Source organism: Paraburkholderia sp. GAS38 (genome assembly GCF_050434965.1).
In the GTDB taxonomy this organism is placed as follows: domain Bacteria; phylum Pseudomonadota; class Gammaproteobacteria; order Burkholderiales; family Burkholderiaceae; genus Paraburkholderia; species Paraburkholderia phenazinium_A.
Genome location: NZ_JBNDJO010000006.1, coordinates 1 through 12,812, shown reverse-complemented (window position 1 = coordinate 12,812; position 12,812 = coordinate 1). Strand labels below are relative to the sequence as shown.

At 62.5% G+C, this 12,812-nt stretch carries 11 protein-coding genes and 1 rRNA gene; 6 read left to right on the top strand and 6 right to left on the bottom strand.

The window, feature by feature from the left end; all coding sequences use genetic code 11:
- Positions 1–76: 76 nt before the first annotated feature.
- On the bottom strand, positions 77–388 hold the full coding sequence (locus P3T42_RS15955) for a hypothetical protein (protein ID WP_429306579.1): 312 nt from the start codon (positions 386–388) through the stop codon (positions 77–79).
- A 476-nt stretch (positions 389–864) separates the two neighbouring features.
- On the opposite strand from P3T42_RS15955, the gene P3T42_RS15950 reads away from it, so the two are divergent.
- Positions 865–2,028, top strand: a complete 1,164-nt coding sequence (locus P3T42_RS15950) for a metallophosphoesterase (protein ID WP_074295819.1) — start codon at positions 865–867, stop codon at positions 2,026–2,028.
- Between the two features lie 172 nt (positions 2,029–2,200).
- Here the strand turns inward: P3T42_RS15950 and P3T42_RS15945 are convergent, their stop codons facing one another.
- Positions 2,201–2,707: a hypothetical protein gene (locus P3T42_RS15945; RefSeq protein WP_074295820.1), complete on the bottom strand. Its 507-nt coding sequence runs from the start codon at positions 2,705–2,707 to the stop codon at positions 2,201–2,203.
- A gap of 712 nt (positions 2,708–3,419) precedes the next feature.
- On the opposite strand from P3T42_RS15945, the gene P3T42_RS15940 reads away from it, so the two are divergent.
- Both P3T42_RS15940 and P3T42_RS15935 read left to right on the top strand, forming a co-directional pair.
- Positions 3,420–4,127, top strand: a complete 708-nt coding sequence (locus P3T42_RS15940; RefSeq protein WP_074295821.1) for an MgtC/SapB family protein — start codon at positions 3,420–3,422, stop codon at positions 4,125–4,127.
- A gap of 453 nt (positions 4,128–4,580) precedes the next feature.
- Entirely contained in the window at positions 4,581–4,835 is a 255-nt protein-coding gene (locus P3T42_RS15935) for a GlsB/YeaQ/YmgE family stress response membrane protein (RefSeq protein ID WP_074295822.1), read from the top strand.
- 76 nt (positions 4,836–4,911) lie between these two features.
- Here the strand turns inward: P3T42_RS15935 and P3T42_RS15930 are convergent, their stop codons facing one another.
- From P3T42_RS15930 to P3T42_RS15920, 3 genes are all read right to left on the bottom strand, one after another.
- Entirely contained in the window at positions 4,912–6,426 is a 1,515-nt protein-coding gene (locus P3T42_RS15930) for an acetyl-CoA hydrolase/transferase family protein (protein WP_429306784.1), read from the bottom strand.
- Positions 6,427–6,593: 167 nt separating this feature from the next.
- The gene (locus tag P3T42_RS15925) at positions 6,594–6,833 is read right to left on the bottom strand and encodes a hypothetical protein (protein WP_074295824.1); all 240 of its coding nucleotides are present in this window, start codon (positions 6,831–6,833) and stop codon (positions 6,594–6,596) included.
- A 157-nt stretch (positions 6,834–6,990) separates the two neighbouring features.
- Positions 6,991–9,162: an FUSC family protein gene (locus P3T42_RS15920; protein ID WP_429306578.1), complete on the bottom strand. Its 2,172-nt coding sequence runs from the start codon at positions 9,160–9,162 to the stop codon at positions 6,991–6,993.
- A gap of 217 nt (positions 9,163–9,379) precedes the next feature.
- Here P3T42_RS15920 and P3T42_RS15915 point away from each other — a divergent pair, with 217 nt between their 5' ends.
- The 3 genes from P3T42_RS15915 (at position 9,380) to P3T42_RS15905 (ending at position 12,631) form a co-directional block, all read left to right on the top strand.
- Complete coding sequence (locus tag P3T42_RS15915) at positions 9,380–10,384, top strand: LysR family transcriptional regulator (RefSeq protein WP_074295826.1); 1,005 nt, start codon at positions 9,380–9,382, stop codon at positions 10,382–10,384.
- A 197-nt stretch (positions 10,385–10,581) separates the two neighbouring features.
- Positions 10,582–11,976 (top strand): selenium-binding protein SBP56-related protein, encoded by a 1,395-nt coding sequence (locus tag P3T42_RS15910; RefSeq protein WP_429306577.1) that lies wholly within the window; start codon positions 10,582–10,584, stop codon positions 11,974–11,976.
- Between the two features lie 4 nt (positions 11,977–11,980).
- Positions 11,981–12,631, top strand: a complete 651-nt coding sequence (locus P3T42_RS15905) for a hypothetical protein (RefSeq protein ID WP_429306576.1) — start codon at positions 11,981–11,983, stop codon at positions 12,629–12,631.
- A gap of 90 nt (positions 12,632–12,721) precedes the next feature.
- Here P3T42_RS15905 and rrf read toward each other — a convergent pair.
- Positions 12,722–12,812 (bottom strand): 5S ribosomal RNA (gene rrf / locus P3T42_RS15900); the annotation flags it as partial.

Here is a 12,812-nt window from a genome sequence, read left to right as displayed (position 1 = left end):
CGGGCTTCGGGCTTCGGGCTTCGGGCTTCGGGCTTCGGGCTTCGGGCTTCGGGCTTCGGGCTTCGGGTTTCACGCTTCAGGCGAACAACGCCACGTAAAACACAATGGCGCCGATCAGTGCGCCGACGAAGCAAAAACCTTCTTCGGCCTCGTCGCCGCGCGAGCGCAACCACGCGCCAACGACGCCGAAGAGCCCCGCAATGCCCAGCGCCACAAAGACCATCACGACATCGAATAGCGCGTCCCGGCCCAGCTCCGAAATGTCGAGACTGCGCACTGCGTAGTACACCCCGATGGCCATCAGCGACAACACCACCATCGGCAACATCACATGACTCCCTTCATGGCCGACGTGATGCGGATGATGGCAGGTTCTGGTCAGTTTCATGATGCGTCTCCCACCTCTCGCTCTCAACGGGCGACAAGACGAACCACGTGATGCAACCGTCATACCTGACTGGCCGCGGCGATCCAGACGGATGCAAGGCGCCGGAGGGGCCGGTTGCATCAGGGCTCTCTTTCAGGATAGTCCACTCGGGCGGGCAATTCAAAAGCTGTTTAATTCGCGTTTCCCCGGTTTCTTTCCGGTTTTTTTGGAGTTTTTGTGCGGTCTTTTTGAGGTCGTTTCCGGGCCCTTTTCCGGCCGGCCTCTGACCGCTCCGCACCCGGCCAGCGCGCCGCGACACGCAAGCGTCCCTCGTCAGAATTTTCGCGGCCGCAGGCTTGGCCTGGAAGGAATCCGGGCCGCTCCGGCAGGCCCGACGACATGCCGGTAGAATGATCTGCCTTGCCGGCAAGTCTGCACAGAACGCGCCAGAACCTTTGCGCGCTCGTCCGGCACCCCTTCCGCCTTGACCCCCTTCTATGCGCCGCTCATCGTTCCTTGTCCGCATTATTTGCATTGGCGTCCTGCTGCATATTTACGTCGGCTTTCGTATCATTCCAGACCTGCCCATCGATACCGCCGCCCGATGGCTGGCAGCGCTCTGGCTCGTGCTGTCCTGCCTGCTGATTCCGCTCGGCATGCTGGCGCGCACGATCGAGCGCCAGCCGCTCGGCGACCGCCTCGCGTGGATCGGCCTGCTGGCGATGGGTTTCTTCTCGTCCCTGCTGGTGCTCACCTTCGTGCGCGATCTGGCAATGGCATCGCTGCTGACCGTCGATGCGATCTGGCCGCATGCCATCCCGCTGAGCGTCTGGCGCACGGACTCCGCCGCGGCGGTGCCGCTGCTGGCGTTGCTGTCCACCGCGGTGGGCCTCTTCAACGCGCGGCGCCGGGCACGCGTTGTCACGATCGAGGTGCCGATCGACGATCTGCCGCCCGCACTCGACGGCTTCACGATCGTCCAGATCAGCGATATTCACGTTGGACCGACCATCAAGCGCCGTTACGTCGACGCGATCGTCGATGCCGTCAACCGCCTCAAGCCCGATCTGATTGCCGTGACCGGCGACGTGGTCGACGGCAGCGTGCCGCAACTGAGGGACCACACACGCCCGCTGTCGCGCCTCAGCGCACGGCACGGTGCGTTTCTGGTCACCGGCAATCACGAGTACTACGCGGGCGCCGATGCCTGGATCGACGAGTTCCGTCGACTCGGCCTGCATGTGCTGCTTAACGAGCACGTGGTGGTGGAGCACGAAGGCGCACGTGCGGTGATCGCGGGCGTGACCGACTACTCGGCCGCGCACTTCGACCCGGCCCACCGCAGCGACCCTGCTGCGGCACTTGCAGGCGCCCCGGGAGACATATTGATCAAGGTACTGCTCGCGCATCAGCCGCGTTCGGCCGAAGCCGCGGCGGAAGCCGGTTTCACCCTGCAGTTGTCAGGGCATACGCACGGCGGCCAGTTCTTCCCGTGGAATTTCTTTGTGCGGTTTCAGCAGCCGTTCACGGCTGGGCTTGCGCGACTCAACGGACTGTGGGTTTATACGAGCCGCGGAACCGGCTATTGGGGACCGCCCAAGCGGCTTGGCGCACCGTCGGAGATTACCCGGCTGCGTCTGGTGCCGGGTGAAGTCAGCTGAAACGGGAAGGTCAGCAGCGATGGCGTCGCGCCTCGCGTCGAGCAAACAGGCGCGATGAAAAGCGCCGATAGAAGGCGAACGAAAGCGGCGGTAAAAAAACGCGGAACGCCCTTGCAGGCGTTCCGCGCACAGACTCACGCGCAGCTAGCTAACTAGCTTGACCGCGGAACGGTTATTGCGCCGCAGGCGCGACAGCGACGCTCACTTGCGGAGCGTAGGCCACCTCGACGTGCATACCCGGTTGCAGGTTGCCGACCTTCACCGGATCACGCCCCTGGATATGGAATACGGCGCCATTGGGGCCCTTCAATTCGACCACGCCGGACGCGCGATCGAGCGCAACCACTTCTGCGCTGACGTTCTGCGGTGACGACTGGACGCCGGCCGCGTTGCGCGTCGGGCTCACGAGCGCGCTACGCACCATACGAACGTGGACCTTGCTGCCCTGGCGAAGCTGGGCAAGGTTGCTGGTGTCGGTGACGGTAAATGACGCTTCGCCGCCATGGGCGTCGATCACGGTGACAGCGTGCTTTGCCTCGTCGACACCCTTTACGATGCCGTCGGCCTGCAACACGCTATTGCCTTCGAACGGTGCGGGAAGCGAATCAGCCGCCGACGAGACAAGCGGTGCTGCTGCGATCAGTGCGCCGGCAACGATGCCGAGAGCTTTCTTGTTCATGCGATCCTCAAACAGGTAATGACGAAAAAAGAATCACGCCGCGGACAAATGCCCCAGGCAGCGCCCCCGGTTGCCGGGAGCGCTCGCGCAGGGTTATGTGGGAGGGCACCTACGTGCAGTCACCCGTGTGAAATGACGCACGGGCGGCACGGCATGATTCAACGCATCGATCAGTCTGTTTTCCGGGATGAAGCCTGTCAAGCTTCGGAGTCCGCATTTATTTCAAGATGCGTTTTGAGATGAGACGGGAGATATTCGGGACGGCACCCTGAGCTATCGGAGAACGCTTTGATACCGTGCCCCCAGGCCAACGGCCATATAAGACATCCCGCCCTCGCTCACAGCGCCATTCAGCGGTTGACTTCACGTCGTGCCGCTGCCTAAAATCCGTCCACACGTTTAACCGGACTCCCCATCTTGGACAGTAGCAGTTATCGATCTCCGTTTTACGCAATCGCCTGATCGGCAAGCTCGCCGCGCCAGTCTCATCCCTGCCGCCGTCTTGCCATCTGGGCAGACGGTGCGCGCCGTAGTCATCCCCGTGCACCTGTAATGCGTCGCGACAAGGCTTCATGCCTCGCCGTGGCGGCAGCATTCGCGTCGCGAGCGAGAGCCCGCGCGCCCGTCACGTGTAACGCCTCGCGTTAGATTAGCGAGGCTGTCACGCGTATGGTTCAAACTATGCGTCTAGCACGCCTTGACTACTTATCCCATGACGCTTGAATTTGTCTTGCGGCTTCTCGCCGCCTTCGCCTGTGGTGTGGCAATCGGCATCGAACGGCAGATGCGGCAGCGCACCGCCGGTCTGCGCACCATCACCCTCGTCGCAAGCGGCGCGTGCCTGTTCGTCACACTCGGGGTGCTGACCGGCAACGGCTCGGCTGGGGTCACGCAGATCGCCGCATATGTGGTGTCCGGCGTGGGCTTCCTTGGCGGCGGCGTGATCATGCGCGACAAGGGTTCCATCCAGGGCATCAACACGGCGGCGACCTTGTGGTGTTCGGCGGCCGTCGGCGTGTTGTGCGGTGCGGGACATTTCGGCCCGGCGCTCGCCGGCACCGGTATCGTGCTGCTGACCAACACCGTGCTGCGCGAAGTCAGCCGCACCATCAATGCGACGCCGGTTTCGAACGCCGACCTCGTGCGCGAGTACGTGCTGACGGTGGTCTGCCGCGACGAGGACGAGATTCATATCCGCGCGGCGCTATCGAACTCGATGTATTCGATGCCGCTGTCGTTTCAAAGTCTGACAAGCGAGGATGTCACGGAGCAGCCCGGCCGTATGCGCGTCACGGCGACCATCAAACTGCATCCAAAGGATCAGTCCAAGCTCGAATTGATGGCAAGCCGCATCAGCATGGAAACGAGCGTTTCGAGCGTCAGCTGGATTGCCAAAGAAGCGGAACCGACGCCGGAGTAGCACGGCGGCGCCGGTTGTGGTGGACGGCCGCGCCCGCCACGCACCGGCGCCACGCCCTCAAACGCCCGGCAGCGGGGCGCTTGCCGTATACCGGCCAGTCCACGCCTTGCGCCCGGCGACGGCTTCATCTATAACAACCGTAGACGAAGCATCGGCTGGCGTCTCGCCTCGGCGAGGGTGGGGTACGCCGTATGAGTTGACGCTTCGTATGCCTGTGCAGCCCGACACCGAGAACGAAATGAAACGAGCGACTGCGCCTTGTCTGTCCCTGCCTCCCCGCCATGGCCACTGCCGCCATGCGTCCCGTTCCGCGCTTTCGCCTGCCTCACTGTCTGCTTCGCCGCAAAACATTGAGACAATGTTAATTCTGTATCCCGAATATGGACTGCACCCCACCCTTCGACTAAGCTCTGTCACCGTGAATTTTTCACGCTCAACCATGGAGTCTTGATTATGGAACACGGCATCATTGCATGGCTCATCATCGGCGCAATCGCTGGCTGGCTGGCGGGTGTGCTCGTCAAGGGCGGCGGTTTCGGGTTGATCGTCGACATCATCGTCGGCATTGTCGGTGCGTTTATCGGCGGTTGGCTCTCCGGTGTCCTGCACATCTCGCTCGGCGGCGGCTGGATCGGCTCGATCATTACAGCGGTGATCGGCGCAGTGATCCTGTTGTTTATCGTCCGGCTGTTCAAGCGAGGAGCCTAGCGCTTGCCGCGTCAGGCGACTCCGGTCGCCTGACCCTGGCTGCGCGTCTTCGCCTTACGTCCCGTTACACGGACCATCAAGCCAGCGCGGCCGTTTCTTCCCGCATCGAGCCGGTTTCGTTCAGGCGTGTATGCCAGCTGAATGCCTGCTCCAGACGGTGCGGCGTTTGCCCCCCCTGTTTCAATGCATCCCGGTAGTAGTCGCGCAGCATGTCGCGATAGAGCGGATGCACACACTTCTCAACAATCAGCACGGCGCGTTCACGCGGCGCAAGCCCGCGCAGATCGGCGAGCCCCTGCTCCGTGACCACCACGTCCACGTCGTGCTCATTGTGATCGCAGTGCGGCACCATCGGCACCACGCTTGAAATGCGTCCGCCCTTCGCAATCGACTTCGTCGCGAAGATCGCGCACGACGCATTGCGCGCGAAATCGCCGGATCCGCCGATGCCGTTCATCATGTGCGTCCCACCCACATGAGTGGAATTGACGTTGCCGTAGATATCGAATTCGAGCGCGGTATTCAGCGCAATCAAGCCTAAGCGGCGGATGACTTCGGGGTGGTTGCTGACCTCTTGCGGGCGCAGCACGAGACGGTCGCGATAGCGATCCAGGTTGCCGAACACCTGCGCGTGCCGTGCGGCCGAGAGCGTAATCGAGGCGCCCGATGCAAACGTGACCTTGTCTGCATCCATCAGGTCGAAGGTCGAGTCTTGCAGCACTTCCGAATAGATTTCAAACGCTTCGAAGGGCGACTTGACGAAGCCGGCCAGCACCGCGTTGGCAATCGTGCCGATGCCGGCCTGCAGCGGCGGCAAGCGCGCCGGCATGCGTCCGCGAGACACTTCGTGCTGCAGAAATTCGATCAGATGGCCGGCGATCTGCTCGGTCTCTTCATCGGCGGGCAGCACGGTCGACGCGCTGTCCGCCATATTCGTGATGACGATAGCGGCGATTTTCTCAGGCGGAATCTCGATGACCGGCGTGCCGACCCGATCGCGCGGATGGACGATCGGCAACGGCTCACGGTTCGGCCGGCGGCCGGGAATCCAGATGTCGTGCAGACCTTCGAGCGCCAGCGGCTGCGCGAGGTTGATCTCGACAATCACCTTGTCGGCCAGGATCGCGAAGCTTGCCGAGTTGCCCACGGAGGTGCTGGGCACGATGCCGCCGGTTTCGGTAATCGCGACGGCCTCGATGATCGCGACATCCAGTTTGCCGAGCTGATTGGCGCGCAGCATCTCAACCGTTTCGGACAGGTGCTGGTCGACAAACATCACTTCGCCGCGATTGATAGCATCACGTAAGGTTTTGTCCACCTGGAAAGGCAAGCGGCGGGCCAGCACGCCCGCTTCGGTCAGCGTCCGGTCCACGTCGTGGCCGAGCGAGGCGCCCGTCATCAACGTAATGCGCAGCGGTTTGCCTTCCTGACGGGCCCGCTCGGCCAGTGCAACGGGCACGGCCTTCGCGTCGCCCGCGCGCGTGAAGCCGCTGGCGCCGACGCGCATGCCATCGTGAATCAGCGCTGCCGCAGCAGCGGCCGAGGTGACTTTGCCGCGCACCGCGGCACAACGAATCCGGTCTTCGTACATGCTACTCAGTCTCTCCATAATCAACCCTCCAGCCTACCGATGCGCACGTCTTCCGCGTGCGTGAATCAGGAGTCAGGTTGTCGTGCCCCGCAGCGGTGTCTCATGACGTAAGACATCGCTGCGGGGCATGCATCGCACTACTGATCAGCAAAAGCTGATGGCTTTTCCTAGCTGCCGAAGAACAGATTGCAGAAACTCACCGGCCCGACACAGTCTTCGGCCTTTTTTGCCGGCGCGGCAAGGCGGCCATGCTGGACGGCGCCGCTCGCGAACGGCTCGTGGCTTCGCTCCTGGGTTTGCGCAAGCTGCTGCTGTGCGTCGGCGGCGGGAGCGGTGGTTTGTGCCTGGGCCACGGCGGCTACAGCAGACAAGGAACAGGCAAGCAGGACTGTTTTCAACGCTTTCATTCTATTTTCTCCGGTACTGACGATTACGCCCTGCAAGAAGTCCCCTTGGGAACGGCGAGGGCGTGATCAAAACTATATGGCCAGCATGTACACGGATAAACGGCCTTGCCTGGAAAGCATCTTTCCATCTGGCAGAAGGATTGAAGCCGCGCCTCGCTCAACGCGCATTAAACGGCGCGTCTTTATCGAGCAAGGCGGTACGAATAAAATGCAGGCAGCCGAGCATGCGCTGCAGGTCATGCCGACGCTCGCGATCCGCGTGAACGGTTTCGAGGACCGCCTGCACGGTCCCGATCGTCTCGCGCATCGACGTCAGCACGCGCTCGAGACGGCGCGGCGTGGGCTGCTCGAACAGCGCCGCGATAGCGCCGTTCATCTCCTCCAGGCAAGTACTCCAGCGCGGATGCAAGCCCTCCGCGTAGGCTGCGTGAGCCGCTTCGTTGCGCAAGTCGATCACCGCATGTCCTACTTCCACGGTCATGAGCATCCAGCGCAAGGCGTCGCGATGCTCGCGCGAGGGCTTCGTCAGCAGGACGCGGAGTTGCGCCATCAGATCGTGAGTACTCGATTGAAAATATTGATTCAACCCGCGTAATTCGCCCTTGCAGGCGAGTACCACCTGAGATCGCAGACTGCCTTTGATCTTGCCGATCAGCCATGGCATGTGCGCGGGGAAAATCACGGCAAACGCCAGCGCAGCAACCAGCATTGCCGCGACGATGGCCATGCCGTTGTTGATCAGAAGATCGGGCTGGTAGATCACCACGTTATCCGGCCCGGCCAGCAAGCAGAAGAACACCGAAAAGCCCACGCCGTAGCCGGAGATGCCGGGGCGCATCGCGACGAACGCACCGAATGCCAGCACGGGCGCGAGCGTCGCGCAAAGCAGCGGGAAGCCGTCGATGTTCGGGTACACATAGCAGGTGAACAGGTAGCCCACCATCGTGGCGAAGACAGCACCGACGGCCATCTGCAGCGTTAGCTTCGACGCATTGGGCGCGGTCGAGGTCAAGGCACAGGCAAGCGCCGCGCCGATGACGGCAAGGCCGCCGCTTGGCCAGTCGGTTTCGATCCAGAAACACCCGACAATCGCCATCACCACCACCGTGCGCAGAAAAGTGAGCCCGACCACGACACCGTTCGTTTTGCTGACGTAGCGGACGGTCTGCCGCTCCTTTTCAGGCTTGCGGTGTTCGAGCGATGCATAGGTCTCCGTATAGCGAATGAGCTCCTCCACGAAGCGATAGAGCAGCTCGGCCGAGGTATCGAAGTCGGCCAGCAGGTCCGGCGCCGATGCCTCCAGCGGCCGGCGAGTCTGCCGCACGCTGCGCGGCAGCATGGACTGGAAGATCCGCAACTCGACGGCCGCGCGAACGGCATGCGAAGCATCGGCGGTCTGCGCGTTCTGGCGAATCAACAGGGCCGATAGCGCTTCGAAATACGGCAGGGTTGCGTCGACAACCGCACTCGCGCCGCTTGCCCGTAACCGCTTGAGCAGTTGATGCAAGGCGTGCAGGCGAGCGCAGGCGTCCATGAACTCGCTGTTCAGGCGCGCCAGACGTCCGCTGCGGGAGCGCATGCCCGGGTCCTCGAACGCAGCGAAGGTGCGGGTCGCCTCGAAGCCCACAATTTCATCGACGAGGTCGGCAAAACGCCCCTCGAAGACACCCCGCTCGACCTTGCCGCTGAGCACCTGCGCAGCGAACGCAGTAAAATCGAGATACCTGTTGCGCAGCGTGCGCTGCAGCGCGAGTGCCGACCTTTGGGGCATGATCAAGGCGCTGACTGCGCTCGAACATACAATGCCGACCGCGACCTCCGCGGCGCGCGTGAGCGCTGCGAGAAACAGGCTGTTGGGCTCTGTCACCGCCGGTATGCCGATCAGGGCGGCGGTGTAACCCGCCAGCACGAAGCCGTACCACCGAAAATGCCGATACCGGACCGCCGCAGCAGTGCAGGCACCCACCCAGCATGTCAGTCCGAGAAGGTAAAGCTCGGGCTGCTGCACGAAGACCGCGCCCAGCACCAGCGCGGCGATCGCCCCCACCGCCGTCCCGATGATCCGATAAAAGCTTTTGGCAAGCACCATGCCGCTGAACGGCTGCATCAGCACGAACACGGTTGTCATGGCGGTGCGCGGTTGCTGCAGATCCAGCAGCATCGCGATGCCCAGCGCGAGCAGCGCCGCGGTGACCGTCTTGAACAGATGAAGCCAGACGAGGCCATCGCCCGTCGCCCAGTCACGGACGGCCGCGGCGGTCGCACGCAGCACCGGGGGCCATCCGCCGCGAGGGTCGGACGTTTGCTGGATCAGATGCTGGCGTTTCATGAAAGCAAAACCGCGCCCCGGACTGTCATGCGGACTGGAGAGAGCGCCGGGCGCGGCAATGCGCGCTCCGGCTGGCAAGGGCCCGATTGTAGGAGCCCAGGAGACGCGCATTAATGGCACGAGTCGGGAACGTCCATTCCAGATCGAACAACAATCGCGTTGCGCGACAGGAGGACAATATCGGCTCTCTCTCAAAAATGTCGAACCAGAAGGACTGATGGATACGCTACAAAATATGCGGGTGTTCGTGCGCGTGGTGGAGGCCGGCAGCTTCACCGCCGCCGCGCAGTCGCTCAATTCGACGACAGGCGCCATGTCGCGCGCAGTCTCGGAACTCGAAGCCCATCTGCGCACCCGTCTGATGAACCGCTCGACCCGGCGCCTCGCGCTCACGACCGCCGGCGAACGCTATCTGAAGCGCTGCCGGCAGATTCTCGCGGACGTCGATACCGCGGAGGAGGAAGCCAGTTGCGCGCATGAGCGCCCTACCGGCGCGCTGCGCATGCACAGCTTCGCCAGCATCGGACAGCATTACGTGCTGCCGGCGATTTCGCGCTATCGCACGCTCTATCCGGAGGTCACCGTCGAGCTGACGCTGTCGCAACGCATGCCGGATCTGTACGAAGGTAGCAGCGACGTGTCGGTGGTCACGGCCTCGAGCTTGCCGAATTCGGATCTCGTGTCACTGTTACTGGGCTCTACGTTCAACATCCTGTGTGCATCGCCGGCCTATCTGCGTGCCCGCGGAGCGCCGAAAGAACCGCGCGATCTGGCGCATCACGAATGTCTGATCCTGCAAACGCCCGCCTTTCCTGCCAACGATTGGCTGCTCGAAGGCCCCCACGGCAGTGAGTTGATGGAAGTCAGCGGGTCGGTGCAGGTGAATATCGCGGAGTCGCTGGTGGTGGCGATCCGCGAAGGCATGGGGATCGGCACGCTGCCGCTCTATGCGGCAATCGACGGGCTGCGCGACGGATCCATGGTACGGGTTCTACCGGAGCACACGCTGCAGAAGACGAGCATTTACGCGCTCTATCCTTCGCGCAAGTTCATCGACGCGAAGACTCGCACATGGGTCGAATTCCTTCGCACGCATATGCCGAAGGTCATCGCCCGCGATGAGGCGTTGCTCGCCGAAGTGGGACAGACCGATCCGCGCGACGGCCTTTTGCCCGTGCGCGGCGAACCGGCCGTCGCGCCGGATCAACCGTTCGAGCATTGAGGTTCTGCGGAGGCGGGACACGCGCCACTGAGCGTGCCCCGCGCCCATGTTGCATCGCAAGTTGACTCTCTTCGTGCTGAAGGCGCATATGCTTATTCCAGAATGAGCTTTGCGCCGGACCTAAACCAACTAAAGTTCAAGATGGCTGGTTGTGCCGCCCCGATTCGCAATTCAAACCGATACGGAGGAGCAACACCATGGGTATCTGGAAGCCGGACCCGAGCTTTTATCCGTCACCGCGGCTTGCCGCGCAGGCGCCGCCCGAAAAGCTCGCTTATGTGGCCGCGTTCGATCCGGATCGCACACGACCCGATGGGATCGCCGTGGTCGACGTCGACCCTGCGTCCCCGGCCTATGCACGCATCGTCGGTAATGTGTCGATGCCGCACACCGGCGACGAACTGCATCACTTCGGCTGGAACGCCTGCTCCTCATGTCTTTGCCCCAACGCGCCGCATCCGCATACTGAGCGGCGTTACCTCGTCGTGCCGGGACTACGCTCCTCACGCATCTATATCCTCGATACGAAAGCCGACCCGCTGAACCCCACCATCGCCAAGGTGATCGAGCCGGAGACGATTGCGAGCCGCACCGGCTACACGCGTCCGCACACCGTGCACTGCGGTCCGGGCGGCATCTATGTGACGGCGCTCGGAAATACCGACGGCGGTGCGCCGGGCGGGATTTTCCTGCTGGATCCTGAGAGCTTTGAGCCGCTCGGACGCTGGGAGGTCGACCGCGGACCGCAACAGTTGGCCTACGACGGTTGGTGGCACCTGGGCTACGACACCCTCGTGACCAGCGAATGGGGCACGCCGGACACCTTTGAAGACGGCCTGATTCCTGAAGTGCTTCTCGGTGCGCGTTATGGCCGTCGTTTGCATTTCTGGGATTTCACCCGTCGCAAGCATCTGCAGGAGATCGACTTTGGGCCGGAATATCAGCTCGTCTTCGAACTGCGCCCAGCCCACGATCCGACCAAAGCGTACGGCTTCGTCAATTGCGTGATTAGTCTGAAGGACCTGTCGTCGTCCATCTGGGTCTGGTATCGCGACAAGAACACATGGGCCGTGCGCAAGATCATCGATATTCCGGCGGAGCCGGCCGATCCCGCTTTGCTGCCGCCAATGCTCAAATCATTCGGTGCGGTGCCGCCGCTGGTAAGCGACATCGATCTGTCGATGGACGATCGATTCCTATATGTGTCCTGCTGGGGTACGGGCGACCTGCTGCAATACGACGTGTCCGATCCGTTCGCACCGAAACTGACGGGGAAAGTGCGGATCGGCGGCATCGTTTCGCACGCGACGCATCCCGGCGCATCGAATGGTGCGCTCAATGGCGGTCCGCAAATGGTCGAGATCAGCCGCGACGGCAAGCGTGTCTACTTCACGAACTCGCTTTACGGCGCGGTGGATGCGCAGTTCTATCCCGAAGGCATCGACGGGTGGATGGTCAAACTGGATGCCGGAACGGACGGCGGCCTGGCGTTCGATGAGAAGTTCTTCCTCGCCTGGCCCGAAGGGCATAGACCGCATCAGATTCGCCTGCAAGGCGGCGACTGTTCGTCCGATTCGTACTGCTACCCCTGAGCAGATGACTCCGCCAACCTCCTCATGGTGGACATGGCTCGCGGTCGCCGCACTCGGCACGTTTCACGGTCTCAACCCGGCGATGGGATGGCTGTTCGCGGTTGCGCTCGGCTTGTATCGACGCAGTCGCCGGGTGGTTTTGCTATCGCTCGTGCCGATCGCGCTAGGTCATGCGCTTGCCGCCGGCAGCATGTTGATGGCGGGACTGTCGCTGGGCATGGTGATCGATCACACGGTGCTGAATCGAGTGTGTGGGACGTTGCTGATCGGTTGGGCGGCCTGGCATGCGTGGCGCGGTCATCGGATGCGGCCGTTGGTCGGCATGCAAACGGGCTTCGCCGGCCTCACGCTTTGGTCGTTTGTGATGGCGGGTTCCCATGGCGCCGGACTCATGTTGATTCCAGCGTTGATGCCGATATGTAGTGCGTTGTCTAACGCAACGGGGGTTGCGGCCGCGAGCGCCGGTTCTACAGCGACGGTTGCAGCAATCGCCTTGTGCGTACACAGCGCGGCAATGCTTTTGACGACCGGGGTGATCGCGCTAGCTGTTTACGATTACTTCGGCGTGGCGGGTCTGCGCACCAAGTGGCTCAACTTCGATCTGCTGTGGACCGGTACGCTGGCGACATGCGGGGTGATACAGCTGGCGCTGTGATTGAGGGTGATGTTGCGTGCGTTCAATTTTGAGCGCGTAAACGCACAAACCCCACCTTTGCGGGGTGGGGTTTGTGCTTGCTGCTAGGGAGCCTGACGATTACCTACTTTCACACGGGTAATCCGCACTATCATCGGCGTGGAGTCGTTTCACGGTCCTGTTCGGGATGGGAAGGGGTGGT

Bases quoted from the DNA above. Each gene is read 5' to 3' on its own strand.
- P3T42_RS15940 (WP_074295821.1), top strand. From the start codon at position 3,420: ATGACGCTTGAATTTGTCTTGCGGCTTCTCGCCGCCTTCGCCTGTGGT.
- P3T42_RS15955 (WP_429306579.1), bottom strand. From the start codon at position 388: ATGAAACTGACCAGAACCTGCCATCATCCGCATCACGTCGGCCATGAA.
- P3T42_RS15950 (WP_074295819.1), top strand. From the start codon at position 865: ATGCGCCGCTCATCGTTCCTTGTCCGCATTATTTGCATTGGCGTCCTG.
- P3T42_RS15925 (WP_074295824.1), bottom strand. From the start codon at position 6,833: ATGAAAGCGTTGAAAACAGTCCTGCTTGCCTGTTCCTTGTCTGCTGTA.
- P3T42_RS15920 (WP_429306578.1), bottom strand. From the start codon at position 9,162: ATGAAACGCCAGCATCTGATCCAGCAAACGTCCGACCCTCGCGGCGGA.
- P3T42_RS15905 (WP_429306576.1), top strand. From the start codon at position 11,981: ATGACTCCGCCAACCTCCTCATGGTGGACATGGCTCGCGGTCGCCGCA.
- P3T42_RS15935 (WP_074295822.1), top strand. From the start codon at position 4,581: ATGGAACACGGCATCATTGCATGGCTCATCATCGGCGCAATCGCTGGC.
- P3T42_RS15915 (WP_074295826.1), top strand. From the start codon at position 9,380: ATGGATACGCTACAAAATATGCGGGTGTTCGTGCGCGTGGTGGAGGCC.
- P3T42_RS15945 (WP_074295820.1), bottom strand. From the start codon at position 2,707: ATGAACAAGAAAGCTCTCGGCATCGTTGCCGGCGCACTGATCGCAGCA.
- P3T42_RS15910 (WP_429306577.1), top strand. From the start codon at position 10,582: ATGGGTATCTGGAAGCCGGACCCGAGCTTTTATCCGTCACCGCGGCTT.
- P3T42_RS15930 (WP_429306784.1), bottom strand. From the start codon at position 6,426: ATGTACGAAGACCGGATTCGTTGTGCCGCGGTGCGCGGCAAAGTCACC.